Here is a 24,201-nt window from a genome sequence, read left to right on the forward strand (position 1 = left end):
CGCGAGCGCTCAGCCGCGCAAGCGCTCAGGCTCAGGCGAGCGAGGCCATCCAGGCCTCGACGTCCGCCGAGCGGCGGGGAAGCCCGGCCGACAGGTTCTCGTTGCCGTCGGCGGTGACCAGGATGTCGTCCTCGATCCGGACGCCGATGCCGCGGTACTCCTCCGGCACGGTCAGGTCGTCCTGCTGGAAGTACAGGCCGGGCTCGACGGTGAGGACCATGCCGGGCACCAGCAGCGCGTCGACGTGCTCCTCGCGGCGCGAGTGGGCGCAGTCGTGGACGTCCAGGCCGAGCATGTGGCCGGTGCCGTGCAGGGTCCAGCGGCGCTGCAGGCCCAGCTCCAGGACCTTCTCGACGTCGTACACCGTGGCGTCCAGCAGGCCCCAGGCGAGCAGCCGCTCGGCGAGCACCCGCTGCGAGGCGTCGTGGAAGTCGCGGAAGCGGGCGCCCGGCTTCACCGCGGCGATGCCGGCCTCCTGGGCGTCGTAGACCGCGTCGTAGATCTTGCGCTGCAGGTCGGTGAAGCGGCCGTTGATCGGCAGGCTGCGGGTGACGTCGGCGGTGTAGAGGGTGTGGGTCTCCACGCCCGCGTCCAGCAGCAGCAGCTCGCCGGGGCGCACGTCGCCGTCGTTGCGGACCCAGTGCAGGGTGGTGGCGTGCGGGCCGGCGGCGGCGATGGTGCCGTAGCCGACGTCGTTGCCCTCGACCCGGGCGCGGCGCCAGAAGGTGCCCTCGATCCAGCGCTCCGAGGTGGCGACGGCCTGGCCCAGCTCGCGGACCACGTCGGTGAAGCCCTTGACGGTGGCGTCGCAGGCGGCGCGCAGCTCGCCGATCTCCCACTCGTCCTTGACCAGCCGCAGGCCGCTCAGGAACTCCTTGAGCTCGGCGTCCCGGTCGGCGTCCAGGGCGTCGGCGAGCGCGGCCTCCAGGCCGGCGTCGTAGCCGCGGACGATCCGGGTCGGCACGGCGGAGTCGGCGGCCTTCGCGGCCAGCTCCTCGGCGGCCTTGCGGACGTCGCGCGCGGGCAGGCCCAGCAGCTGCTCCTGCTCGGCCAGGCTGTACCGGCGGCCGACCCAGAGCTCACCGTGGCCGTCCAGCCAGAACTCGCCGTTCTCGCGGTCGGAGCGGGGCAGCAGGTAGAGGACGAACTCGTGGCCCGCCCCGCCGGTCGGCTCGCCGACCAGCACGGCGTCCTCGGTCTGGTCGCCGGTGAGGTGCACGTACTCGCTGGCGGCGCGGAAGGCGTAGTCGGTGTCGTTGGACCGCACCCGCAGGTTGCCGGCCGGGACCACCAGGCGCTCACCCGGGTAGGCGGCGGACAGCTTGGCGCGGCGCTCGGCGGCGTACGGGGCCTGGGCGACGGGCGCGAGGCCGTGCAGCTCGGTGTCGGCCCAGCCGGACTTCATCGAGGCGGCCAGCTCGTCGGAGATCTCGCCGTAGAGCCCGTTCTTGCGGCCCTTGAACTCCTGCGGCTCCTCGCCGCCCTCGGCTTCGGGGTTCTCGGCCAGCGCGGGGGTGCGGTCCTCGGTCACTGCAACGCCTCCTTGGGGGTGGTACCGCCGCCCCTGGGGGGAGTGTCGGATCGCGACACGCGCGGGCGGCCGTGCGTCCATGGTACGGACGCCCGGCCGCTCGCCTGTTCGGGCCCGGTGCACCCTCCCCCGGCCTCCGGCCGGGGGGACCCCCATGGGCCCGGCGCCGTCACTCGAAGCGGGCGCCGAGCAGCATCAGGTCGTCGGTGGCCGTCGCCGCGGCCTCCGGGGTGGGGCAGACGGCCAGCAGGTGGGCGCAGAGCCGGTCCGGGTCGATCCGCACGTCGCGCGGGGCGTCGGCAGCGGCCCGGCGCAGGTTGGCCTGCCCGGCGTGCAGGGTCGGGCCGCAGCGGCGGGCCAGTCCCTCGGTGTAGAGCAGCAGGGTGTCGCCGCGTTCGACGGTGAGCTCCACGCCGGGCGCCTCCCAGCAGGCCAGCATGCCGAGCGGGGCGGAGAGCGAGGTCTCGACGAACTCGGCGCCGTGCCGGCCGACCAGGATCGGCGGGCAGTGCCCGGCGCCGGCCAGGGTGATCCGGCGGTCCTCGGGCTCGACCCAGGCGTAGACGGCGGTGGCGCTGCGGGTCGGCTCGGTGGTCTTGAGCAGCAGCTCCAGGTCCCCCAGGACGGAGACCGGGTCCTCGCCCTCCAGCACCGCGTACGCCCGCAGCGCGGCCCGTACCCGGCCCATTGCGGCGGCCGCGCCGGGGGCGGAGCCGGGGCCGGCGCCGGGCCCGTCGCCGGAGACCGAGCCGACGGTCAGGCCGACGGTACCGTCCGGCAGCGGGATCGCGTCGTACCAGTCGCTGCCGCAGGAGCGATCGAGCCCGGCCGGGACGAGCCGGGCGGCCAGCCGCAGGCCGTCGGTGCGGGGGAGCCGGTCGGGAAGCAGACCGCGGCGCAGCGCCTCGGTGGTGCGCAGGATGCGGTCGGCCTCCAGCTGCTTGGCGAGCAGCGGGGCGGCGATCTCGCAGTAGTGGCGGGCGAGTTCGCGCTGCGCCTGGGTCGGTTCGGCGGGCTCGTCCCAGAACCAGAGGACGGCGGCGAGCGGGCCGTCCTCGGCGGTGGCGAGCGGCAGGCCGTAGGCGCCGCCGAGGCCGAGGTGGACGGCGAGTTCGCGCAGCCGGGCGCCGGTGGCGGGGTCGGTGGCGAGGTCGGGGGAGTGCAGCTGCTCGGGCCGGTCCTGCTCGCGCAGCAGCCGGGCGAGCAGGCTCTGTTCGGTCGGGACGGTCTCCAGGGCGCCGAGGCTGGAGCGGTCGAGGTGGAGGCCGATCGGCTGGCCGGGGCCGCCGCCGGGCAGCCTGGTGACCAGGACGCCGCGGCGGGCGCCGAGCAGGGCGGCGCCGGAGGCGAGCACGGTGTCCAGGGTGGCGGCGAGGCCGCGGACCCGGGCGAGCTGCTCGGTGTGCTCGTGCAGGCTGGTGATATCGGACAGGCGTCCGGCCAAACGGTCCTGCACCGCGGCGGACGGGGCCGTGCGGTCCGCCGCCGGGCCCTGCGGCGCGTCGGTGGGGCCGGGGAGGCCCGGCGGCGGGTCGAGGACGGTGAGCCCGCCTGCGCAGCCCGGTTCGCCAGGCTCGGCGGTGGTCGTCGTCGGGAGGGCCGTCGACGGGTGGGACTCGGTCATGCCGCCACTCCTGACGCGGTGCTACGTGCCATGCGAAACCCCCAGATGCGGCCAAATGTGGAGCGAGCACGGCCAAAGGGCGTGTTTCGCCTCGATTCGCTACTACTCGTCATTGATCGACAGCAATGCCACCACTTCTACACAGGCCATTCGGGGCATGTCCAGATCCGGGAGGACGCGGGGGCCGGTTCCACAGCCATCGCGACCCGGTCGGGGGGCGTGCGTGGTTCGTGTGCGCGCCGCTCGGGCCGGGAGGCATGGAGGGAGCCGCGAGCGGGCAGAACCGAGGGAACGGACCGGGCGGCCGTCCGGATGCTATGCCCGTGCCGCCCGTGAGCCGGGTCAGCCGGAACTCTCTCACTCGTACGGTGGAACCAAGCGCGCCCGGGCGGCGTCCATCCGGTCGCATACGGGATTCTCGTTCCAAGGGCTGTTCCAGTGCGCGGCCCCTCTCATGTCGTGATCCACGTCGTAGCCGCGCCGTCCGCCATTTCGCCCGCCCCGCTCCGCGCCGCCCGGGGCCGTGCCGCGGCGGGCCCCGTACGGGACGTCCCGACGGATGCCTGCGGGCGGAGCGAACCGAGGCGGAGCGAACCGAGCGGTCAGGGAAAGGAACGAGCGCCATGCGTGAGAACCCGAAGGACCGGTCGGAGGAGCGTGCCGCCCGGCTCGAAGCGGCCCTGGCGGCCGCCGTCGACCACCGCTGGCCCGTGGTGCCGGGCGCGGTGCTGGACGGCGGGCGCTGCTCCTGCGGCGACCTGGACTGCACCGTCCCCGCCGCGCACCCGCACGACCCCTCGCTGCTCGCCGCCACCACGGACGCCCGGATGGTGCGCTGGTGGTGGGAGCGGCAGAGCCCGGACGCGCCGGTGCTGGCCGCCACCGGCACCACCGTCTCGGCGGTCAGCCTGCCCGCGGCGGCCGGGGCCCGGGCGCTGGCCTACCTGAGCGCGCTGCGGATGCCGCTCGGCCCGGTGCTGGCGATGCCGGGCCGCTACGCGCTGCTGGTGGCCCCGTACTCGCTGGACGTGCTCGGCGAGATGCTCGCCCAACTGCCTTGGGTGCCGGGCTCGTTGCGCTACCACGGGCCGGGCGGCTTCCTGGCGCTGCCGCCCGGCGGGCCGGCCGGGAGGGTGCGCTGGGTGCTGGCGCCGCGGCCGGGCGAGGGCGGTGGGGTCTGGCTGCCGCAGGTCGGGCCGCTGCTGGGCGAGTTGGTGGAGGCGACGGTCCGGCTGGACAGCGGGCGCTCGGCGTACTGATCCGCAGTGATCCGGGCGGTCGGTAGCGGCTCGAGTCGCGGTGATCCGGGCGCCTGATCCGCGGTGATCCGCGCGGCCCGCCGGAAAAACAAAAGATCCGGCCGCTGGCGACGGGGGATGCACCAGCGGCCGGACTCTTTAGACAGTAACAAGGATCTGCGCCCGCGCCAATTTCCAAGACGCCCTCCACGCCCGGAAATTGCGCGTTCACCGCGACAATGTGACGCGTATCACGCCGATCCTGCGCCCTTTAGTTCAAAGTGACCTGACGGTTCACCAGGTTGGCGCGGGCGCGCCGCTCCTCGGCGGTGAGCGGGGTCGCGTCGGCGAGCGTGGCGACCAGCCGCTGGTGGAACTCGGCGGCCGGCTTCTCGCAGTCGGCGGCGGTCATCGCGAGCGGCAGGTCCCAGACCGGCACGGTCAGGCCGTGCGCGCGGAACGAGCCGACCAGGCGGGTGTCCGGGCCGAGCGAGGCCTCGCCGGCGGCGTTCAGCCGGGCCAGCGCGTCCAGCAGCTGCTCCTCGGGCACGGTCATGACCCAGCGCAGGTGGTTCTTGTCCGGGGTGCCGCACCAGTAGGCGGCGTCCAGGCCGGCCAGCTTCTCGGTCGGGATGGCCGAGGCGTTGGCGCGCTCCAGGGAGGCGGCGACCTCGCCGGTGGCGGTCTCGGCGTCCTCCAGCCAGAACTCGAAGCCGGTGTGCACGGCGGGCGTGAACTCGGCCGTGGTGTCCAGCAGGTCCTGCAGGCGGCGCCCGCCCGGGACGGTCCGGCGGGCCGGCACCGGGTTGCCCGGCTCGGTGGCCAGGGCCAGCTCCAGGGCGTCCGCGAGGTCGCGGCTGAGGTCGCCGGAGGCGGACTGGGTCTGCAGGCCGAGCAGGATCGAGCCGTCCTGGCGGCGCAGGGCCGGCCAGGCCAGCGGCAGCACGGTGGCCAGGGTCACCGACGGGACGTCGCCGGTGGCGCCCTCGGCCACGCCGGCGGCCAGCGTCAGCGGCACCGTGGCGGCGGGCACCAGCTCGCGCAGCGCGACCCAGTCGGCCTCGCCCGGCAGGCCCTCGAACGGGCGGTGCACCAGCTCCTGCACCGCGTGCGAGGCCTCCCGGCCGTGGCAGGCCTTGTACCGGCGGCCCGAGCCGCAGGGGCAGTCCTCGCGTGCCCCGACCACGGGGATCTCGCCCGTGACGGCGGTGGTGGACTGACGCTGCGGCGCCTTCTTGGCGGCCTTCTTGCCCATGGTGCGGCTCTCCCGGGAACGGTGGTCCTCTGTCCCGGGAAGCCTACTGACGTTCCTGAGCCCGCTACGCGCTGCGGGCGTCGCCGCCGCGCCGGGCGTGCCGGGCGCGGGCGGGCAGTGCCGCCCACACCGTGACCTCGCCGGGCGCGTCGCGCACGCCCCAGTCGCTGGCCAGTTCGTCGACGATGTTCAGTCCGCGGCCGCCGCGGGAGGTCAGCGAGGGACCGGCGGGCAGCGGTCGGGTGGCCGCGCCGCCGTCGGTGACCTCCAGGGTGAGCACGCCGTCGGCGTGCATCTGCCAGCGGACCAGTACACCGCCGTCCGGCTGCGCCGGGCCGTCGCAGTCACCGTGCTCCCGACCCTCCGGCACGGGGTGCGCCCCGGACGGGACCCCGACCAGCACCTGGCCGAGCACCTCGGCCCGGGCGCTGCGGCCGAGCGCCGGCAGCGGGCCGAGCGGGCGGGCGTACCGGCACGCGTTGCTCAACAGCTCGGAAAGGATCAGTACGGCATCATCGATGACCGGTTCCGGTATCTGTCGGTCACCCAGATCTCGACGCAGTCGGCGCCGTGCGACCCCGACACTCGCTGGGCCGTGCGGCACTGCCATGGTCGATGAAGCCGGCACTTCGCGCGCCACCATCAACGCCACCCCCGGACCTCCTTCAGCGTATGCCGAGGGAGAGATGCCCCTTGGTAATGCGTCGGAAACGAGCACCGGACGATCCCGCGGGCCCATTTCGAAGGTCGCGACCGAGGGTCGACCGGAGGTCATTCCGTGCTCACCCTCTGTCGCCCGGGGGCCGGAATTCCGGCAATATCGTGCGGCGAAGGTTTGGCTGCCGACCAGAGTGATCAGTCGTGATCGGTCGTGATCAGCCGCGGACGGGGACCGCTGTCGGTGCGTCGGCGGATCACCGGCCGAGCTGCGCCAGCACCTCGGCGGGCCGGTTGGTGATGATCGCGGACACCCCGAGTTCCAGGCAGAGTTCGACGTCGGCCGGTTCGTCCACCGTCCACACGTGCACCTGGTGCCCCAGCTCGCGCAGCCTGGTCACCAGCTGCGGGCGGGCCCGCACCAGCTCGATGCCCGGCCCGGCGATCCGCGCCCCGCCCGGCAGCGGCGAGCCCTCGCGCAGCCGGCCGAGCAGCGGCAGCGTCCGCTCGAACAGGAACACCCGCCGGTAGTCCGGCGCGGCGGCGGCCACCCGGTTCAGCGCGACCGAGGAGAAGCTCATGATCCGGGCGGACGGGCGGTCGCCCTCCCGGGCCGCGCCGATCTTGTACCGCTCCAGCATCCGCAGCAGCTCGGCCTCCACCCGGCCGCGGAAGCGCACCGGGTGCTTGGTCTCGATCGCGAGGTCCACCGGGCGGCCGCAGTCCACCACCAGCTCCAGCAGCCGGTCCAGCCGCAGCACGCCGCGCAGCTCCGGGTCGGTGCTGGGGCGGCCGGTCTTCCAGCCACCGAAGTCGTACGCCTCCAGCTCGGCGAGCGTCATTGCCGAGACGGTGCCCCGGCCGTTGGAGACCCGGCCGATCCGCCGGTCGTGCACGCACACCAGGTGGCCGTCGGCCGTCACCCGGACGTCGCACTCCACGGCGTCCGCGCCCTCGTCGAGCGCGCGGCGGTAGGCCGCGAGGGTGTGTTCGGGCAGGGCGTGGGAGGAACCGCGGTGGGCGATCACCTGGACGGGCGGCGCGGTGCGCGCCGCCGTCGAGGACAGGTCTGGGCTGGTCACAGCGCCAACGATAGGCGGCGGAGGTGACGCGGAGGAGAAGACGGCCCCAACCTGCGGGGCCGTCTGCGCACTGTCGGGCGTCCGGCCCGCCTCAGCGGGCGGTGCGGCGGGCCAGCGGGGTGAGCGCCCAGGTGGCCAGGGCGGGCACCAGGAAGGCGAACAGCGAGGCGGAGGTCCACTCCTGCGGGGTGAAGTGCAGCGCCTCCTGGGCGGAGGTCCAGAAGTCCGTCCACCAGCCGGCCACCTTGGTCGGGGCGATGAACTGGTAGACCGCGAAGCCCAGCGCCCACGGCAGCAGCATCGTCCAGCGCGACGGCGCGTCGGCGGAGAGGTTCCAGCCGTGCCGCCCGGCACCGAGGAAGAAGTCCACCGCCAGCACCGCCAGCAGCGGCACGAACACCGAGCCGATCAGGCCGAGGAAGTTGTAGTAGGTGTCGGTGAACTGGTCGATCTGCAGCGCCAGCACGGTGATCAGCGCGCCGATCCCGCCGCTCAGCAGCCGGCGGTCCACCTTCGGCAGCAGGTTCTGCACCGACATCGCGGTCGAGTACACGTTGGCGAAGGACTGGTCCGTCTCGCGCAGCACCAGGACCAGCAGGAACAGCCAGCCGGCCCAGACGCCGAGGAAGGAGTCGAAGATCTTGTTCGGGTCGCCGTCGGACTGCAGCAGCGCCATCAGACCGAGCGCGTAGCACCAGACCTGGGCGATCGTGTAGCCGGAGAAGCTGCCCCAGAACGCCGAGCGCCCGGTGCGCGAGTGCCGGGTGTAGTCGGCGGCCAGCGGGACGAAGGAGACCGACACCGCGATCATCGCGTCGGTCGCGCCGAGGAAGCCGTGCCAGTTGCCGGCGCCCGGGTCCGGCACGCCCTGGCGGCCCAGCTGGACGGTGAAGTACACCATCGCGACGGCGACCGCCCCGGCCACGAAGCGGCGCAGCACCGCGATCGAGCCCAGCGGCCAGATCGTCAGCGCGGTGGTCAGGGCGCCCGCGAGCAGCACGAACAGCCAGCGGTAGCCGGTGGTGTGGGCGACGGTCTGCGCGCCCGCCGAGATCGTCAGCAGCTCGAACACGCCCCAGCCGATGCACTGCACGATGTTCAGCACCGTCGGCAGGTACGACAGCCGGGTGCCGAACAGCCCGCGCAGGTTGGCCATCGCGGGGGCGCCGGTCCGGGCGCCGATCAGCGCGGCCACGCCGAGCATCGCGGTGCCGACCGCCGTACCGACCGCGATCGCGGTCACCGCGGCGGCCAGCGACAGCTCGCTGCCGGGCGCGCCGAGCACGGTCGCGGCGGTGGAGAAGCCGATCAGGCTGACGCCCAGGTTCATCCAGAGCGCGAAGTGGTCCCGGAAGCGCAGGGTGCGCGGCGGCTCGGTGTCCAGCACCAGCGGCGCCTCGACGCGCTCGTGCCGGTCCAGGACGGCCGTCGCGGCGGCCGCGGAGGACTCGGGGAAATCCTTGGACGCGGACGCGCCCGAAGAAGAGGATGGCGAAGCAGGCGGCATGGCCGATACTCCCTACGCCGGCATTACCCGGACAGGTTCCGGCGGTCAGCGCCCCCTCGAAGGACCGCCCCGCTCGCGTGGCGTACCTTCGACATGCGCACTCTCAGCCTGGTCGGTCCAAGCTCCCGCGTGTCAGTTTGGAGCGACAGGCTAACCGGCACGGGGGCGAACTCCAAGGCCAGGCCGGAGTGCGGTCCGCATCGCGGGACGCCCGGCGGGGGAGGGGAGCCCTCGGCCGCCGGCGCTCGTCGGCGCTCGTCGGCTTTCGACGGGCTGTCGTCGGCGCCGGCTAAGGATTCTTATGAGTTCTTCAGAGGGGTCCTTACGGCAATCGAATCGACGGTGCGAAAAACTATGGTCCTTGGTTCTGTCAGCTATGGAGGTCGTCCGTGAGCACCGAGCGCGAGGTTGGGCCCACCGGGCCGCAGGGGGAGCAGCCCGCCGGCCAGGGAGCGGCCGAGACCGCTACCGAGGGCCCCGCTCAGGGAGGGCACAAGCCGACCATGGCCTTCCGGCGGGTCCCCGAGCCGGAGGCCGGCACCGTCGAGGCGGCACCCGTCGAGGCCGCTCCGGCCGCGGAGGCCGACGCGGCCCCGGCCGACGGCGGGCACAAGCCGACCATGGCGTTCAGCCGGATCCCCGAGCCCGAGGCGGCGCCCGCCGAGGCTCCGGCGACCGAGGGCGTTCAGGCCGGGAGCGTTCAGGCCGAGGGCGGGCACCAGCCCACCGTCGCGCTCACCAAGGTCCCCGCGCCGGAGGCCCCGGCCGCCGCGCCGGTCGCCGAGGCGCCCGCCGTCGACCCGGCCACCGGCTACCTCGACGCCCCGCCGCCGGTCCTGCCTCCCGCGGCTCCGGCCGCCCCGGCCGCCCCGGCCGCCGCGCCCGCGGCCCCGGCGCTGCCGCCGGCCGGCAACCCGTACGCCACCCCGACCCACGGTGTCCCCGCCGCCGGCGCCCACGACGCGTACGGTGCCGCCCCGGCCGCCCCGGCCGCGCACGGCCACCACCCCTTCGGCGCCGGCCAGCCGCTCGGCGGCTGGGGCCCGAGCCACGACGCCACCTCCGGCGGCGCGGGCTTCCCCGGCGGCCCGGGCGGTCCGCTCGGCTACCCGGCCGAGTACCCCGGTGGCCCGACCGGCGGCGGCCCGCGGAAGAAGCGCGGCGGCCTGGTCGCCCTGATCGCGGCCGTCGCCCTGGTCGCCGGCCTGGCGGGCGGCGCGCTCGGCGTGGCCGTCGCCGACCGCAACGGCAGCAGCAGCTCCGCGGACGACCACCGCAGCACCACCGTCCAGGCCAGCGACACCCAGAAGAACGAGCCCGCCCCCGGCTCGATCGCCGCCATCGCGCAGAAGGCGCTGCCCAGCGTCGTCACCATCAAGGCGCAGGGCAACGGCGAGTCGGGCACCGGCACCGGCTTCGTCTTCGACACCGAGGGCCACATCCTCACCAACAACCACGTGGTCGCGCCGACCCTCAACGGCGGCAAACTGACCGTCAAGTTCGCCGACGGCACCTCCTACCCGGCCTCGGTGCTGGGCCACGCCGAGGGCTACGACGTCGCCGTGGTCAAGATCGACAACCCGCCGAAGAGCAAGCTGGCCCCGCTGCCGCTGGCCGACTCCGACAAGGTCAACGTCGGCGACGCCACCGTCGCGATCGGTGCGCCGTACGGCCTGGAGTCCACCGTCACCAGCGGCATCATCAGCGCCAAGGACCGCCCGGTCGCCTCCGGCGACGAGACCGGCTCGCAGGCCTCCTACATGAACGCCCTGCAGACCGACGCCTCGATCAACCCCGGCAACTCCGGCGGCCCGCTGCTCGACTCCGGCGGCGCCGTCATCGGCATCAACTCGGCGATCCAGTCCAACGCCTCCGCCAACGGCCGGGCCGGCAGCATCGGCCTCGGCTTCGCCATCCCGATCAACCAGGCCAAGTGGGTCGCGGACACCCTGATCAAGACCGGCAAGCCGGTCTACGCCAAGCTCGACGTGCTGCGCAACGACGACTACAAGGGCGACGGCGCGCAGATCCAGACCAAGGACATCCAGGGCCAGCCCGCCGTCACCCCCGGCGGCGCGGCCGACAAGGCCGGCCTCAAGCCGGGCGACGTCATCACCAAGCTCGGCGGCGCGCCGATCGAGAACGGCCCCGCCCTGGTCAGCCGGATCTGGACGCACAAGCCCGGCGAGACCGTCGACGTCGAGTACACCCGCAACGGCCAGACCTTCAACACCAAGGTCGTCCTCGGCCAGCGCGACGGCGACCAGTGACCCCCGCCCACTGACCCGTACCGGCGCGAAACCGTGTGCACCGAACCCCGCCGGACCCGTTAGGCTGACCTCCGCCTGGAGAGCTGCCCGAGCGGCCTAAGGGAACAGTCTTGAAAACTGTCGTGGCGTGACCCGTCACCGTGGGTTCGAATCCCACGCTCTCCGCTGGTGAGGAACACCCAGCTCAGGGCGGGTATCGGCAAGCTGCCGATACCCGCCCTTTTCGATTCCGTCCCGGGCTGTCCCACCTGTGTGCCGACTTCGGTCAGGGTGTGTGGGCCAGCCGTGGGCCAGCATGGAACGCCCGTGGAACGGACCGACGACCTACGTGGTCAGGTCGTGGCCGTCGAGGAATCGCTGAATCAGGGCGTTCGCGTGGTCCTCTCGTCCGGCGATGATCTTGGCGTAGAAGCGGAGCAGGACAGCCACGCTGTGGCCGGCGCGCCGTGCGACTTCCATGGGGTCGACGCCGGCGACCAGCCAGCCGGAGACGGCGGTTGCGCGGCACAGGTACACCACGTTGGCCAGCGGCGACGCGGACTCCTGAGGTGTGAGCGCCAGCTTTCGGGTCTCCTTCCAGACGGCCGACCACTCGTTGCTGAGCAGGCGTCCGCCGCCGGACGCCCGGAACAGGCGGCCGTCCGGCGCGACTCCGAACTCAGCAATGTGTTCCCGCAGCAGGCGAACGAGCACCGGCGGAATCGGTACCGGACGGGTGGCCTTCCTGGCCCGCCGCTTGAGACCACGCTCGTCGTGGGTCGACCCGTCGTCGGTCCACCGTGACCCGACCCCGGGCGCGCTTCCGTCGAGCACGATCTCACCCCAGCCCGCTTCCGGCAGGGTGCAGTCAGACTCCAGGATGTCCAGCGCTTCCGACGGGCGGGTCGCCGCGTAGAGGATGCAACCGTAGAACGCACGAAGGTGCCTGCCCCGGCCCGAGACCTGGCCCGCGGCTTCGAGTAGTGCCCGGCCCTGTGCAGGGCCGGGCACCCACCGGAAGTCGATCTCGTCGTCAGTCTCCGGGGGACTCCAGTCGACGAACTGCAAGGGGTTCGTGGGGAGCTTTCGGCGCTCCACGGCGTACTGGAGAGCGTTGTTGAACACCATCCGCTTGCGGGTGATCGTGTTGTCTGCCGCAACGCCGCCGTTTAGGAGCCGGGACAGGGCTTCCAGGGCGAGCCGGACGGTGTCGGAGTCCTCCAACTGGCTGATCTTGACGGACTTCCGCGCCAGCCAGGCCAGCGCCTCCGTGACATCTTCGGGCTGATCCGGCTGGTGCTCCGAGAAGTTGAACGCCCAGCAGCTCAGGGCTCGTCGCAGCAGCTTTCCGTCCGGCGCTTCCCGGCGGTCCGTCACCAGTGCGGGGGTGATGGTCGCGAGCGCGTCGGCGCGGGTCGCGCGGCTCTTCGCCGACGAACGCGCCCACTTCATCTGTGCGTATGCGGTCGCGTGGTCGAACCAGGTGCCCTCAGTCTGCTTCCGCAGCTCGGACACCGGCAGACCGCTCTCCTGGTCGAACTCCTCGCCGTTCTTCATCGCGGTCCGCAGTTCGGCGAGCCGTCCCGTGGCGAGTGTCTTCGTGGCGTAGCTCTTCGAGTGCGGCTTCGAGCCGACCTTCCACCGCAGCTCGAAGGGCAACCGCCGGCCGGGGCGCTGGCGGATGGTGTACAGCTTCACGTCGTACGTCAGCATGTGTTCTCCAAACTGGCAGGGCCCCGGCGTTGGCCGGGGCCCTGGGCGGGTTGGCGGGGCGGATCAGGCGGCGGCGCTCTGTTCCTGCGCGGCCCACCAGGCGTCGAGGTCCGACCTCCGGACGCGAATCTGGCCGTTCGGGAGCTTCATGGTCTTGGGCCCCTTCCCCAGGGCGACCATCCGGTAGTACGCCGAGCGGGACATCTCGATTTCTTCGAGGACGGCGGCGAGCTTGAGCTTCGGGTCCTTGACGGGCATGCCGGTTCTCCTCCCGGGTTTAACAGGTGGGGGTGGCGCGGGTGGTGATGAAGACCGAGACGGGGATTCTCTCGGCGCGTGTTGTCCTAGGTACGGATTTCTGCGTCACCGCGTCATTAGCGTCATTCAGGCCTCTGACCTGCGGCTTTGGGTGACGCAGCGGCCGGGGGCTGCGTCACCGCTGCGTCATGGGCTGCGTCATCAGGTGACGCAGGTGACGAAGGATGACGCAGCGGCCGTCGTCTGCGTCACCGCCTTCGGCGCAGGTCAGGTGCCGTTTTCCAGGCCCGGTGACGCAGGTGACGCAGCGTCTTCCCTCTTAGGACAAAAGAGGGGCTGTTTGCTGTAGTTCAGTGCCCTCAGAGCGTGAAGAAGGAGCCGCTTCGCGGCGCGACCTTTGGGCGGCTTCGCCGAACAGCAAGAAGAGCACCCGGGCGCCGGTGCTCTTCTTGCTTGTGTGCGGTGAGGTGCGGGTCAGACCAGCCGGGGCTGTTCGTGCGGGGGCGGGACGGCCGGGCGGGCCATTTCGAGGTAGCGGCCCTCCTTCGTACGGCCGGTGTCGATGAGGACACCCCGGGCCGCGAGCGTCGGCTGGAGGCGCTTGAGCCGGTCGGAGAGGACTTTCCCGGTCGTCGGCCAGCCCTTGGGCAGCGGGCGCAGGTCGTCGCCGGCGTAGAGGCGGCCGAGGCGGTGCAGCCATTCCGTGGAGGTCATGCGCTGCGCGCCGCCGGGCTCGATGGTCTCGGCGTGCTGGAGGACGGTCTGCGCGAGGAGATCGCCCTCGATCACGTCGTCGTTCAGGTCGTCCAGGCTGGCCCGGTAGGCGGCCAGCGCCCCGAACCCGGTCGCGGCGTCGAGCTGCGCGCACAGGTGGGCGAAGTCCGCCATCCTCAGGTCGGTGGGGGTCTCCGCCTCGGCCGCACGGACCTTGACCGTGAGGTCGAGCAGCGACCCGAGGACGGCGGGCAGCACCTCCGCGTACTCCGCCCACAGCTCCGCCTCGGTGCGCCTCACGCTCGGCCGTTCCAGGCGCAGGGGCAGGAGGCGTTCGGCGAGGTCGGGGCGGATGACGCCGACGTCGATGCCGGTCAGGAGCAGGGGCCGGCGGTAGGCGGAGCGGTGGACGTCCCCGTCGGTGAACAGGGCGCGCTTGACGGACTCGGCGCCGGTCACGATGCAGCACATGGCGTCCGAGAGGTCCGGGCCCATGTGGGAGAGGTTGTCCAGGGCGGTGACCCATCCGGCCGCGACGGCGGCGATCAGGTTCTCCTCGTCCTTCGGGGCCCGGCGCAGGTCACCGCTCATGCCCTCGATGATCCTCACGAGCATCCGGCCGCCGGTGGACTTGCCCGCGCCCTGCGGGCCGGTGAGGAACGGGGCGGGCACGGGCACGCCCGGCGAGAGGCAGCCGATGAGCCAGGCGAGGGCCAGGCATTCGGTCTGGGCGTTGGCGAAGTTCGTCAGCCGCAAGAGCAGGTCGATGCCCTTGCCGTCGGTGTCCTTGGCTGGCAGCGGCAGTTCGCCGGTGAGCTGCGTACGGCGCCAGCACACCTCACGCGGGTCCGGGGTGAGGATGTCCCAGCCGGTGGGGTGGATGCGCACGGACAGGCCGTCCGCGCGGCCCAGGTCGAGCCAGGTGGCCCCGTCGAATCCGGGGGCCACCCGGATGTGGACGGGCTGCACGTCCTCGGACAGCGCGAGTGCTTCGATCAAGTCCAGAGCCTCCTTCAGAGCGGTTCCGTTGAACACGCCGACCCCATCCCGGTAGAGGCCGACCATGAGTTCCTGGCGGTGGCTGCCCGTCGTGCCCTGGGAACGGATCGGCCGGGCCACCGGGTGGCCCACCTTCTGGGCGTAGACGGTGCCGTCGGCGGTGCGGAAGTACCGGAAGTGCCGGCTGGCGTAGTCGGCGATGATCTCGCGGGCCGGGGTCTTCTCGTCCTCGGCCACGGCTACATCCCCAGCCTGTGGACAGCGTTGGCCCAGGCGTCGGCGCAGTGCCGCGCGGATTCGCCCTTGGCCTGCGCCGCCGCGAACAGCCGCGCGGTATGCGCCTCGGTCAGGCACCCGCACCGGCCGTGCGTGGACAGCACCGCGAGGAACGTCGCGAACACCGTGTTGTGCACGGCGCCGGCCGCCTCGGTGATGCGCTGCTCAGCCATGGCGATGCCACGGGCCAGGTACGTCGGGGTGCGGTGGGGGCACGTGCCGCCCCGGGGCGGACCGGGCACCGTGACGGGCGCGGTCCGGACAGCCGCGGACTTCTTCAGGACCAGGTCGCGGACGGCGTCCGGCAGGGCGGTGAGCGGGCCGGTGCCGGGGCCGAGCCACCGGGCGTAGGCCATGGTGGACTTGATGTCGACGCCGGGCCTGACGCGGTTGGCGGAGGTCATGGCGCCCTGGTAGAGCCAGTGCTCGCCCCGGGTGGTGGCGACCGTCCGGGTGACGGGCAGGTTGGCGTGCGCCCACGTGATGGCCTGCTCGTTGTCGAGATCGACGATCGTCAGGCCCGCGCCGCCGGGGTGGTAGGCCACCGCCGCCGCCTCCCGCCACGCCCGCGCCCACGCGGGCGAGGTGAGGATGTCGGGGTCGGTGGTGGCGGCGGCCCAGCCGTGGCAGGGCGCCGGGCAGACGCAGGCGCCGGGGGTCTTCATGTTCGGCCGGCCGCCGCACGCGTTGCCGACGCAGGCCGGGCAGTTGCCGAACGGCACCTTCCCGGCTCGCAGCGGCAGCACGGGCACGCCTCGCGGTGCCAGGGAGAGCGCGGTGGGCAGGTGCTCTCCCCGGATGTGGGTCGGGTGGGTCATGCTGGGGGTTCTCCTCGTCTCGATAGGGCGGGGGAGCCGGAGCGGCCGGGGTTCCTTGGCCGGGATGTGCCGGCCGCTCCGGGCGAAGTCAGGCCTCGTCGGCGCCGTCGATGGCGGCGGTGATGAGGTGGTGGGCGAGCAAGGGCGGGACGGCGTTGCCGATCTGCTGGCCGATGTCGCGGCCGGACCACGGGTGGTCGGCGGGGAAGGACTGCAGGGCGCCCGCTTCGGCCCAGGTGAAGCGGCTCTCGGTGCCGTCGTCGGCCAGGACCCGGGTGCGGGAGACTTTGCCGGTGACGGTGGCGGACGGCTCGCCGCTGGTGCGCCGTCCTCGGGCCTTGGGGTCGCCGCCGGTGCCGTAGTTGGAGACGACCGTGAACGGTCCGCGTCCGGGGAGGGCGTCGCCCATCGATGTCCACGGCAGCAGGCGCGGGTCACCGGCCGTGCGGGGTGTGCCCTTGGCGTAGGGCCGGTGGGTGGGCGCCGGGAGGGCGGCCGTTCCGGTGCGGCGGGCGATGAGGACGGCGCGCTTGCGGGTCTGCGGGACGCCGTACTGCTCGGCTCGCACCGTGCCCGCCACGGCGCTGTAGCCCTCGGCCCGCAGGATCGCGGCGTAGGTGTTCCAGACGGGCAGGACCGTCGGGACCTGCTCCAAGACGATCGCCTCGAACGGCCGCCCGGCGTCCAGGGCGTCCAACGCCCACCGGAGCGGTTCCAGGACCAGCCGGATCAGGTCGTCCACGCCGTTGTGGCCGTGACGGGCCACGGGCGTGCGTTCGGACAGCCGGTGGGCGAGGGCCACGATGTCGCCCAGGGCCCGGCGTCCGGCGCCGCTGCCGGCCGCGCTGAACGGCTGGCAGGGCGGCCCGCCGAGCAGCAGGCGGGCGTCCGGGAAGTCGGCGGGGCCGTGGTCGCGCACGTCGCCCTCGATCGTGGTCAGCCCGGCGGAGCGGCGGGTGGCGCACGCGTCGGGGCTCTTCTCGATCCCGGTCACGTCGATGCCCAAGCCGCGGGCGGGTAGGTCGAGCCCGCCGACCCCGGCGAACAGGTCGACCGCCTGGGTGATCGCGGTGATGTCAGGCCGCACGCCGCATCCGCTCCTCGGGGAGTGCGATCACGGCGGCGAGCCGGGCCGCCGGGGCGGTGTCGGCCGGGGCGGGGGCGCCTTCGCCGCCGTCGGGCGGGGCCGGGTCGGTGGTGGCGGTGGTGCGGGCGGCGCGTTCGGCCGCGGACGCGGCGAGGGCCCGCCGGATGACGGTGCTGTCGGCGTGGGTGCCACGCTGGGAGGCCAGGACGGGGATGCTGAGGAGCGCGCCGGGTCCGATGAGGACGGCGGTGGCGATGAGATCGCTGGTGGTGCTCACTGGGGGCCTCCCGTGGTGGCGTGGGTGAGGACGTCGATCAGGTCGGTGCCGAGCAGGCTGAGCCGGTGTTCGATGGCGGTCCAGGAGTCGTTGTCGATGTGCATGAGGGCCGCGAGGGCGGTGGCGGGCTGGTGGTCGGCGGCGGCCTGGAGGGCCTCACGCAGGTGGATGGCGGCGAGCGGGCGGATAGTGTGCGGGGGCATGGCAGTGCCTCCCTTCCGGGTGTGGTGGGTGCTGGGCGCGGGGTGTCAGGGGAGGGGCGTCAGCGGGCGTCAGGGGGGTGTCAGGGCCGCTGTCAGGGGCCCCTGACACCCGCGTCTGCCTAGGGGAATGGGTGTCAGGGGGTGTCAGGTGTCAGGGGGTGTCAGACCATGGCCGGGGACGGGACGATCCGGTAGCGGCCACCCTTCGCGGTGGGCACCAGGCGGCCGTCCTCGATCAGGCGGCGGAACTCTCCGGAGACCCACGGGCGGGTGCGGCCGAACCGGGCGGCGTGCTCCATGACGTCCTTGGGGCCGATCACCATCGTCCCGGTCTTTTCGAACTCGGAGATGATGGCGTCCATCGCGGCGCGGGCCTCCTCGGGGGTGAAGTCCGGGGCGCTCGACTCGGGCCCGAAGGCGACGTCGGCCAGGGCCGGGGAGACCGGGGGGAGTTCGGCCTGCGGGTCCAGACCCTCGTCCTCCGGGTCCACCCGCCGCTCGGCACCGCCATCGTCGTCGGCGCTGTCCGCGTTCGCGTACACGCTGTCCCCGTCCTCGTCGGTGGCGCCGTGGTTGTGGCGCTCGGTGTAGGCCTTGCCGGCGACGCTTGCGGCGGCCTTGGCGGTGATGGGGTCGACTTTGGCGCCGTTGCGCACGGCCCATGCGGCCAACTGCTCCATGACGCGGGCGGCCTGGCCGGTGAAGCGCCACGTGCGGCCCGGGCTGGAGTAGCGGGCCTCTTCGACGCCGGGGGTGACGAGGTAGCAGTAGCCGGGCCTCCTGTTGCCCCAGGCGCCGGGGTGGGCGCCGGCGTCCAGGACCGGGGCGGGCAGGGCCATGCTCTCGTCCCGGGCGTCCAGGCCGAACACCAGGGCCGACGGGAGCGACGCGCGGGTGCTGGTGCTGATTTGGTCGTGGCTGGGGCGCTGGAGGCTGATGACCAGGGCGATCCCGGCGGAGCGGGCTTCCTGGGCGGCGCCGGTGAACGCGTCCTCGCCCATGAACCGCAGGGTGTTCGCGGCTTCCTCGTACCAGGCGACGAGGAACGGCATGCCCTCGCAGCCGCACGCGGTGCCCTTCTGGCAGGAGTGCGCCGGGTCGCTCTGCCGTTCGGCGGCTGCGGGCACCCACTGGCGGTAGCCGTGGGCGCCGAGCCAGCGGGTGCGGGCGGGGATGACGGCCTGGAGGGCGGTGACCATGGTCTCGGTCTCGGCGCCGCCCTCCACGGCCCAGTCCAGGCCGGGCCGCAGCGGGCCGAAGTCCTGGAAGGCCTTGGGGTCGGACAGCCAGATGATGACGTCGCGGCGGCCCATGATCTCGGTGAGGATGTCGAGCGCGCCGTCGCCCTTGCCGGAGCCGGAGATGCCGAAGATTCCCAGGTGCGTGCTGTTACGGCCGGCCTGCGGGTCGCCGGGCAGCCACAGCTGTAGCGGGGACCCGTCGTCGTAGCGGCCGATGACCAGCGGGTCGGCGATCGAGCCGCCGATGTTGGTCGGCATCTCCCACTCGACCACGTCCGCGAGCATGTCCCGGGGGACGACGACTAGGTCGCCGCGGCGGGCGGAGTCGGGGTCGGGCAGGTAGCGGACGGCGGTGGGGGCGACGTCGAGGCCGGAGGCGAGGTTCGACAGCGCCCTCGACACGTCGTCGTTGGTCAACTCGCCTGCGGGGAGCACGAGTTCGGCGGTGACCCGGTTCGGCTCCACCTCCGCCTTGCGGATCTTGGCCCCGGCGAGCTTGACCTTCTCCAACAGGGAGGCGTCCGCGTTGTCGGCGGCCTGGACGGCGTCGGGGTTGCGGCGCATCACCTGGCGGATGTTCCAGGACAGCGCCACGACCGGGCCGCCCATCAGGAAGGCGTCCGGCAGCGGCCCGGCCGCCGGACCGGCGAGTGCGGCCCCGGTGACCCACGCGGAGGCTGCGGCGACCGTGACGGCCGAGTGCAGGCGCCGCTGCGGGCTGGTCGTCCGGCCGGCCCACCACGTCATTCCCGTGAGTGCGACGGACCCGAGGGTGAGCCCGACGCCGGCCGCCGCCGACCCCTGCCATTCCAGGGAGGCGGCGGACCCGGCGATCCCGACGGCGCCGGTCAGGATCCACGGCGGGGTGTAGGGCTTGGCGCGGTGGGCGATCCACGCGGCGATGCCCTTGCCGGTGCTGGCGCCTTCCAGGTTCTCCCGGTGCTGCACCTCCGGGTCGGCGCTGTCCTTCTTCGGCACGGTGGTTCTCCTCTCAGAACTGGAACGGACGGTGCTGCTGCGGGGCGGGGCGGGGGGTCATGACGTCGGCGTACTCGCGCTGGAAGGCGGCCCACGCGGCGGCGGCGTCCTTCGCCGCGTCGGTCAGGGCGTCGGCGGCCTTGGAGAGCTTCTTGGCCACGGCGCGGGCCCGCATCTTCTTCTGGAAGACGTGGTCGCCCGGGGCGCCCGGGGCCTGCTCCAGCGCGGCCTTGAGGATCTCGGCCGCCACCTCCACCTCGATCGCGGCGTAGGAGCCGAACGCCCGCAGGGCCTCGCAGTAGGAGCGGACATCGGCGGCGGAGTAGAACGCGGGCTCCGGCAGGGCCAGGGCGGAGGTGCGGTCCACGCCGGTGCCGGGGTTCGCGGCGGCGCCCATCTGCGGGGCACCCGTCCCGCCGGCGCCGCCGGTGGTGGTGTTCTTGTTGACGTTGATGCTGATCCCCGGGGCGAACGTCGCCCCGGAGCCGAAGCCGTTGCGGGTGTTCTTGGTGCTGCTCGCGCCGTTGCCCGGCGTGGCGTTCACGGTCATCGCAGGCCTCCTGGTGGGCCGGGGCTGTCCCGACTCCCCACCCTCGCCCGACCACAAGGGCCGGGCGAGGACGGGCAATCGGCCAGCGTCAGGCCGAGGCGACCAGAGCGGCGACGGTCTCGAAGGCGTGGTGCCACGCCTGGTCGAGCAGGTAGCCGGACTGGGGGTCGCGCTGGAGCCAGCCGCGGCTGACGAGGGCGAGCCGGACGACGCCGCGCGGCTGGTCGTCGCGCCAGTGGCCGCCCTGCCGGTCGGCGACGTAGTGCGTCACCGCGCTGAGGGCAAGGGCGGCCGCGACCGGGCCGGGCCGCAGACGGACGCCGAGCAGCCGGGACCCGCCGATGAGGGCGGCGCCCTGGGTGGCGGTGTAGGTGGCGACGTGGGCGGCGCAGGCGCGGCGGCCGGCCGCGCTGGACTGCCCGTCGGTGTGGTCGTGGTGGCCCTTGGTGGCGGCCTGGTGGTCGGTCTGGATCCAGTGGTCCGCCACGTCACCGGCGGCCCGGAACAGGGCGTAGGCGGCGGCGAAGCGGGCAGCGCGAATGGTGGTCATGTTGGGCTCCGTCAGCGTTCGACGACCGGCTTGGCCAGGTCGCGGTGGGTGAGGCGGACGCGGGTGCCGGTCTTGGACAGGCGCGTGGCGAGGGTCATGGCGACGGTGGCGGCGCGGTGCCGACCGCCCGCGCAGCCGACCGCGATGGTCAGCGGCGCCTGGGACGGCCCGGCGTCGAAGGAGTCCGCCAGCAGCGCAGCACCGGTGATCAGCTCCCGGATGCCCGGGGTGCCGAGCACCGCCAGGCGCACCGGCCGGTCGTGCGCGGTCAGCTCCCGCAGAGCGGGGTCGACGTGGGGGTCGCGGAAGTGGCGGCGCAGGTCGAGAGTCAACGTCGCCGCGGGCGGGGCGCCGTGCAGGTAGCCGAAGCTGACCACCTGGATTTCGGTCACGGACATGACAGAGATCTCCTTACTGAGGATCAGCGGAGCAGGTCACGAGGTTCAGGCCGCCAGGGGGACGCCGTCGGCGCAGGGCAGGCAGGTGCCCAGGTGCGCGGGCAGGACGTAGCCGGCGTCCGTGCCGCAGGTCGGGCAGGTGCGGCGGGCGGTGTTCGCGGCGGCCAGCGCTCGCCATCGGCCCTCGGTCATGGGGCGGACGGGCGCGGCGAGGGTGAGGCGGTAGAGGTAGGCGACCCGCACGCCCGTGGTGGAGCGGCGGGAGCGCCACATGATCTGCGCGGCGACCTGCTGACCGCCCGGGCGAAGGCCGCGGGCGCGGAGCTGTCGGCGGGTGAGCAGGCCGGCCGGGGCCATCTTCCACGGGTAGGTGGGGATGCCCCCGGACCGGCGGCCCTGCGGGTCCCAGAAGCGGGGCCGGGTCACGGTTGCTACTGCCCGGGGGTGTCGGTGACGGCGAACAGCTTCACCGGCACGTCGTGGACCTTTCCGACGGCGACCAGGCACGCGCCGTGGCTGCAGGCGCTGTAGATGGTGGCGTCCGGGTGGATGCCGAGGGCGGCGCGCCACTGCTCGAAGCGGGTGAGCGAGTTGCGGACGACCAGGGTCACGCCCCAGCCCCGGTCACCGCTGTCGGTCATGTACTCGAACAGCTCGAACTCGGGCTGGGGCGCGTGCTCGTGCGTGAGCAGCAGCATCAGCAGCGCGTGGGCGGCGTCGGCCTGGTCGGTCAGGGCGGTCACCGGGTGACCTCCTTGCTGGAGTCGTTGTGCTCGGGCGCGGGGAGGGGGGTGAGGTAGCCGATCAGCTTCAGCGGGACGCCGCCGTGGACGGTGGTGACGGTGAGCCAGCCGAGGGTGCCGGACGTGGTGACCTCGTAGTCGACGGCGGCCGGGTCGATGCCGAGGGCCTGGCGCCACTGCTCGAAGTGGTCGAGGCCGCGGTGCAGGGCGACGTCCAGCCCCCACGCGTAGTCGTGCGTGCCGGGGACCTTCAGGTGTTCCAGCTGGATCGCCGGGGTGGGCAGGGTGGCGTGGGCGGTCAGGAGGGACATCAGCGCGCCGGCCGCGTTGATCTGGGCGCCGGCGATACCGCGGCTGTCGGTGATGGTGGTCACGATGCCTGCTCCTCGCGGGAGTTGGTGGTCTCGGTGGTCTCGTCCGCCGGGCCGTCGGTGGCGGCCGGGGTGGGGTCGGGCACGGCGTGCAGCGCGGGTCGCTCCGCCTCGGCGGCGGCCGTGGTGGCGCGTTCGGCGGTGAGGGTGTCGCGCAGGCCGCGGGCGTTGGCGGAGGAGGTGCGGACCGCTTCGCGGATCCGGTCGGCGGTCAGCTCGGCGGCCGACCAGTCGGCGGTGGCCGACCGCGCCTCGGCGAGCAACTCGTCCGACGTGCGCTTGGGTCGGGCGCTCCGGGCCGACTTCGGGACGGCGCCGGTGGCCCGACGGGGCCGGGTCGGCGCCGGGGCGGTCGGCGTGCGGGTCGGCTCGGCGAGCGTCTGTCCGGCCGGGGGCTTGGTCGGCTCGGCCATCGGCTCGGTCGGGGCCGAGACGGGCGCGGGGTCGGGAGACTCCCATACCGACTCGGCCGATTCGGCGGTGCCGGGTTCGGGCAGGTCAGACCCCGACTGATTCGTCATGGTCTGGTCTGTTTTGTCGGCTTTGGGGGTGGCGTGCAGAACCTTCGCCACCAGGTCCGACCCGAAGTAGATCGACCCGACCGGCAGCGACGACGCGAGCAGGACCAGGGCCCAGTGCGCGGGCGCCCACCCGGCCAGTCGGGTTCGCCCGCCGCCGTGCAGAGTCGGCACCATGCCGTGCACGTAGTTGAGCACCAGCGACGCCGCCGTGTACCCGGCCAGGACCCGCAGCGCGAACTTGCGGTCGGCGCCGGTCAACGCCAGTGCGACGACCAGCGCCAGCGCCATCAGCCCGTCCACGACCAGCGGGTAGACGGTGGCGGCGGTCGGGTCGGCCCCGATCGCCGCCGCGACGTCCTTCAACGCGTTCCAGGAGACCCGGAACGCCATCGCGGCCACCGCCAGCAGGCCGGTGACCAGCCAGAACTTCCCGGTCCGGCTCACCCCAGCCACCTCCGCTTCGGCCGCTCGCCGTCGGTGGTGAAACCGGCGTATCCGCCCTCCGGCGGTTCGACCTGGCCGTAGAGCTTGGCGCCGACGATCGCGGCGACGCCGAGTCCGGAGACGGCGGCGGCGGTCGTGGTCAGGTCGGCATCGTGCGCGGCCGAGGAGGCCAGCGCGACGACGGTGGTGATGTTGCGGTTGGCGGGCATCGCCAGCGCCACGCGGTCGGCGGCCTTGCGCAGGATCCCCATCACGCCGCCTTCCCCGAACGCGGCCGGCGGCCGACGGCGCGGGGGCGGCGCAGCGGGACCGGGGCGGACCGCAGCAGCGCGGCCGCGATCTCGGCCGACTCCGGGTCCGTCTCCCACAGCTCCGCCAGCACCTCACGGGCGACATCGGTACGGGCCTGGTACGCGGTCGCGCTCTCGCCGGCCACGCCGCCGAACAACGCCCCGAACGGGTCGTTGTCGACGCCAAGCGCCAGCTCAACGAACTCCAGGGCCGAACCGGCCCGTTGACCTGCAACAATCGAACTCACGGGTACACCTCTTCCAGTTGGGAGGTGAGCCCCAGGGGCTGCCGCGCGCCCGGCCAAGGAAAGCGCGGCAGCCCCGATTCTCAGGGCCCAGCCACTCGTCTCTCACGAGCAGCCATGACCCCCGACCCGCCACAGGCGGATCGGGGACCAAAGACACTCGTTCTTGAGCTGAGTTGCGTCTTTCGGGAGCGTGCTCCCGCTTTAGGCAGACGCGGATCTTTCGATCACTGCCCTCCGGACTGAAAAGGCGCCGGGAACCATGGCCCCGTGAGGCCGCTTCGCCCTGGACTCGGCGGTAGCCGGCCATTCATGGACGCATTCACGCAGTTCGGAGCAGCCCAAAGAAGGGCCAACCAGGCATGTAGCCTCACCCGGTCTT

General features: G+C 73.4%; 25 protein-coding genes, 1 tRNA gene and 1 riboswitch. Of the genes, 3 read left to right on the forward strand and 23 right to left on the reverse strand.

The window, feature by feature from the left end:
* Positions 1 to 31: 31 nt before the first annotated feature.
* Both BX285_RS06120 and BX285_RS06125 read right to left on the reverse strand, forming a co-directional pair.
* Positions 32 to 1,531, reverse strand: coding sequence for an aminopeptidase P family protein (locus tag BX285_RS06120; RefSeq protein WP_259470446.1), 1,500 nt, complete (start codon positions 1,529 to 1,531; stop codon positions 32 to 34).
* Between the two features lie 169 nt (positions 1,532 to 1,700).
* Positions 1,701 to 3,155 carry a PP2C family protein-serine/threonine phosphatase gene (locus tag BX285_RS06125; RefSeq protein ID WP_097237017.1) on the reverse strand — a complete coding sequence of 485 codons (1,455 nt, stop codon included), beginning with the start codon at positions 3,153 to 3,155 and terminating at the stop codon, positions 1,701 to 1,703.
* A gap of 623 nt (positions 3,156 to 3,778) precedes the next feature.
* Between BX285_RS06125 and BX285_RS06130 the strand changes: the two genes are divergently transcribed.
* Positions 3,779 to 4,414, forward strand: a complete 636-nt coding sequence (locus tag BX285_RS06130) for a bifunctional DNA primase/polymerase (protein WP_097237018.1) — start codon at positions 3,779 to 3,781, stop codon at positions 4,412 to 4,414.
* Between the two features lie 250 nt (positions 4,415 to 4,664).
* Here the strand turns inward: BX285_RS06130 and BX285_RS06135 are convergent, their stop codons facing one another.
* The 4 genes from BX285_RS06135 to BX285_RS06160 form a co-directional block, all read right to left on the reverse strand.
* A complete protein-coding gene (locus BX285_RS06135) occupies positions 4,665 to 5,648 on the reverse strand; it encodes a DUF5926 family protein (protein ID WP_097237019.1) in 984 nt (327 codons plus the stop codon).
* 64 nt (positions 5,649 to 5,712) lie between these two features.
* A complete protein-coding gene (locus BX285_RS37845; RefSeq protein ID WP_220783937.1) occupies positions 5,713 to 6,291 on the reverse strand; it encodes an ATP-binding protein in 579 nt (192 codons plus the stop codon).
* Between the two features lie 271 nt (positions 6,292 to 6,562).
* Positions 6,563 to 7,387, reverse strand: coding sequence for a glycerophosphodiester phosphodiesterase family protein (locus BX285_RS06155; protein WP_121174631.1), 825 nt, complete (start codon positions 7,385 to 7,387; stop codon positions 6,563 to 6,565).
* Between the two features lie 91 nt (positions 7,388 to 7,478).
* Positions 7,479 to 8,894 carry a cytosine permease gene (locus tag BX285_RS06160; RefSeq protein WP_097237022.1) on the reverse strand — a complete coding sequence of 472 codons (1,416 nt, stop codon included), beginning with the start codon at positions 8,892 to 8,894 and terminating at the stop codon, positions 7,479 to 7,481.
* Positions 8,887 to 9,033, reverse strand: a riboswitch (TPP riboswitch). It overlaps the preceding gene by 8 nt.
* A 250-nt stretch (positions 9,034 to 9,283) precedes the next feature.
* Between BX285_RS06160 and BX285_RS06165 the strand changes: the two genes are divergently transcribed.
* Positions 9,284 to 11,164 (forward strand): S1C family serine protease, encoded by a 1,881-nt coding sequence (locus tag BX285_RS06165; protein ID WP_259470448.1) that lies wholly within the window; start codon positions 9,284 to 9,286, stop codon positions 11,162 to 11,164.
* A gap of 77 nt (positions 11,165 to 11,241) precedes the next feature.
* Positions 11,242 to 11,329: transfer RNA gene (locus tag BX285_RS06170), tRNA-Ser, on the forward strand.
* A gap of 159 nt (positions 11,330 to 11,488) precedes the next feature.
* On the opposite strand, the gene BX285_RS06175 is transcribed toward BX285_RS06170, so the two are convergent.
* From BX285_RS06175 to BX285_RS06255, 17 genes are all read right to left on the reverse strand, one after another.
* Positions 11,489 to 12,856 (reverse strand): site-specific integrase, encoded by a 1,368-nt coding sequence (locus tag BX285_RS06175; protein ID WP_121174632.1) that lies wholly within the window; start codon positions 12,854 to 12,856, stop codon positions 11,489 to 11,491.
* Positions 12,857 to 12,919: 63 nt separating this feature from the next.
* A complete protein-coding gene (locus BX285_RS06180; RefSeq protein ID WP_121174633.1) occupies positions 12,920 to 13,114 on the reverse strand; it encodes an AlpA family transcriptional regulator in 195 nt (64 codons plus the stop codon).
* A 474-nt stretch (positions 13,115 to 13,588) separates the two neighbouring features.
* The gene (locus tag BX285_RS06185; RefSeq protein WP_121174634.1) at positions 13,589 to 15,064 is read right to left on the reverse strand and encodes an ATP-binding protein; all 1,476 of its coding nucleotides are present in this window, start codon (positions 15,062 to 15,064) and stop codon (positions 13,589 to 13,591) included.
* Positions 15,065 to 15,066: 2 nt separating this feature from the next.
* Positions 15,067 to 15,921 carry a bifunctional DNA primase/polymerase gene (locus tag BX285_RS06190; protein WP_121174635.1) on the reverse strand — a complete coding sequence of 285 codons (855 nt, stop codon included), beginning with the start codon at positions 15,919 to 15,921 and terminating at the stop codon, positions 15,067 to 15,069.
* An 88-nt stretch (positions 15,922 to 16,009) separates the two neighbouring features.
* Positions 16,010 to 17,008 (reverse strand): DNA cytosine methyltransferase, encoded by a 999-nt coding sequence (locus BX285_RS06195; protein ID WP_220783901.1) that lies wholly within the window; start codon positions 17,006 to 17,008, stop codon positions 16,010 to 16,012.
* Positions 16,998 to 17,285, reverse strand: coding sequence for a hypothetical protein (locus BX285_RS06200; RefSeq protein WP_121174636.1), 288 nt, complete (start codon positions 17,283 to 17,285; stop codon positions 16,998 to 17,000). The genes BX285_RS06195 and BX285_RS06200 overlap by 11 nt, the downstream gene beginning before the upstream one ends.
* A complete protein-coding gene (locus BX285_RS06205) occupies positions 17,282 to 17,488 on the reverse strand; it encodes a hypothetical protein (protein ID WP_121174637.1) in 207 nt (68 codons plus the stop codon). Before BX285_RS06205 ends, BX285_RS06200 begins: the two co-directional genes overlap by 4 nt.
* A gap of 161 nt (positions 17,489 to 17,649) precedes the next feature.
* Complete coding sequence (gene traB, locus BX285_RS06210) at positions 17,650 to 19,707, reverse strand: plasmid transfer protein TraB (RefSeq protein WP_259470449.1); 2,058 nt, start codon at positions 19,705 to 19,707, stop codon at positions 17,650 to 17,652.
* Between the two features lie 13 nt (positions 19,708 to 19,720).
* Positions 19,721 to 20,257, reverse strand: a complete 537-nt coding sequence (gene traA / locus BX285_RS06215) for a plasmid transfer protein TraA (RefSeq protein ID WP_121174638.1) — start codon at positions 20,255 to 20,257, stop codon at positions 19,721 to 19,723.
* An 88-nt stretch (positions 20,258 to 20,345) separates the two neighbouring features.
* On the reverse strand, positions 20,346 to 20,807 hold the full coding sequence (locus tag BX285_RS06220; RefSeq protein WP_121174639.1) for a hypothetical protein: 462 nt from the start codon (positions 20,805 to 20,807) through the stop codon (positions 20,346 to 20,348).
* An 11-nt stretch (positions 20,808 to 20,818) separates the two neighbouring features.
* Entirely contained in the window at positions 20,819 to 21,205 is a 387-nt protein-coding gene (locus BX285_RS06225) for an RNase adapter RapZ (RefSeq protein ID WP_121174640.1), read from the reverse strand.
* A 45-nt stretch (positions 21,206 to 21,250) separates the two neighbouring features.
* Positions 21,251 to 21,631 carry an RRQRL motif-containing zinc-binding protein gene (locus tag BX285_RS06230; RefSeq protein WP_121174641.1) on the reverse strand — a complete coding sequence of 127 codons (381 nt, stop codon included), beginning with the start codon at positions 21,629 to 21,631 and terminating at the stop codon, positions 21,251 to 21,253.
* Positions 21,632 to 21,636: 5 nt separating this feature from the next.
* Positions 21,637 to 21,948, reverse strand: coding sequence for a hypothetical protein (locus tag BX285_RS06235; protein WP_121174642.1), 312 nt, complete (start codon positions 21,946 to 21,948; stop codon positions 21,637 to 21,639).
* The gene (locus tag BX285_RS06240; RefSeq protein WP_121174643.1) at positions 21,945 to 22,322 is read right to left on the reverse strand and encodes a hypothetical protein; all 378 of its coding nucleotides are present in this window, start codon (positions 22,320 to 22,322) and stop codon (positions 21,945 to 21,947) included. The genes BX285_RS06235 and BX285_RS06240 overlap by 4 nt, the downstream gene beginning before the upstream one ends.
* Positions 22,319 to 23,284, reverse strand: coding sequence for a DUF2637 domain-containing protein (locus BX285_RS06245; protein ID WP_121174644.1), 966 nt, complete (start codon positions 23,282 to 23,284; stop codon positions 22,319 to 22,321). Before BX285_RS06245 ends, BX285_RS06240 begins: the two co-directional genes overlap by 4 nt.
* Positions 23,281 to 23,538: a hypothetical protein gene (locus BX285_RS06250; RefSeq protein WP_147465119.1), complete on the reverse strand. Its 258-nt coding sequence runs from the start codon at positions 23,536 to 23,538 to the stop codon at positions 23,281 to 23,283. The genes BX285_RS06245 and BX285_RS06250 overlap by 4 nt, the downstream gene beginning before the upstream one ends.
* A complete protein-coding gene (locus BX285_RS06255) occupies positions 23,535 to 23,822 on the reverse strand; it encodes a hypothetical protein (protein ID WP_121174646.1) in 288 nt (95 codons plus the stop codon). The genes BX285_RS06250 and BX285_RS06255 overlap by 4 nt, the downstream gene beginning before the upstream one ends.
* Between the last annotated feature and the right edge of the window lie 379 nt (positions 23,823 to 24,201).

The organism is Streptomyces sp. 1114.5 (assembly GCF_003635085.1).
Classification (GTDB): domain Bacteria; phylum Actinomycetota; class Actinomycetes; order Streptomycetales; family Streptomycetaceae; genus Kitasatospora.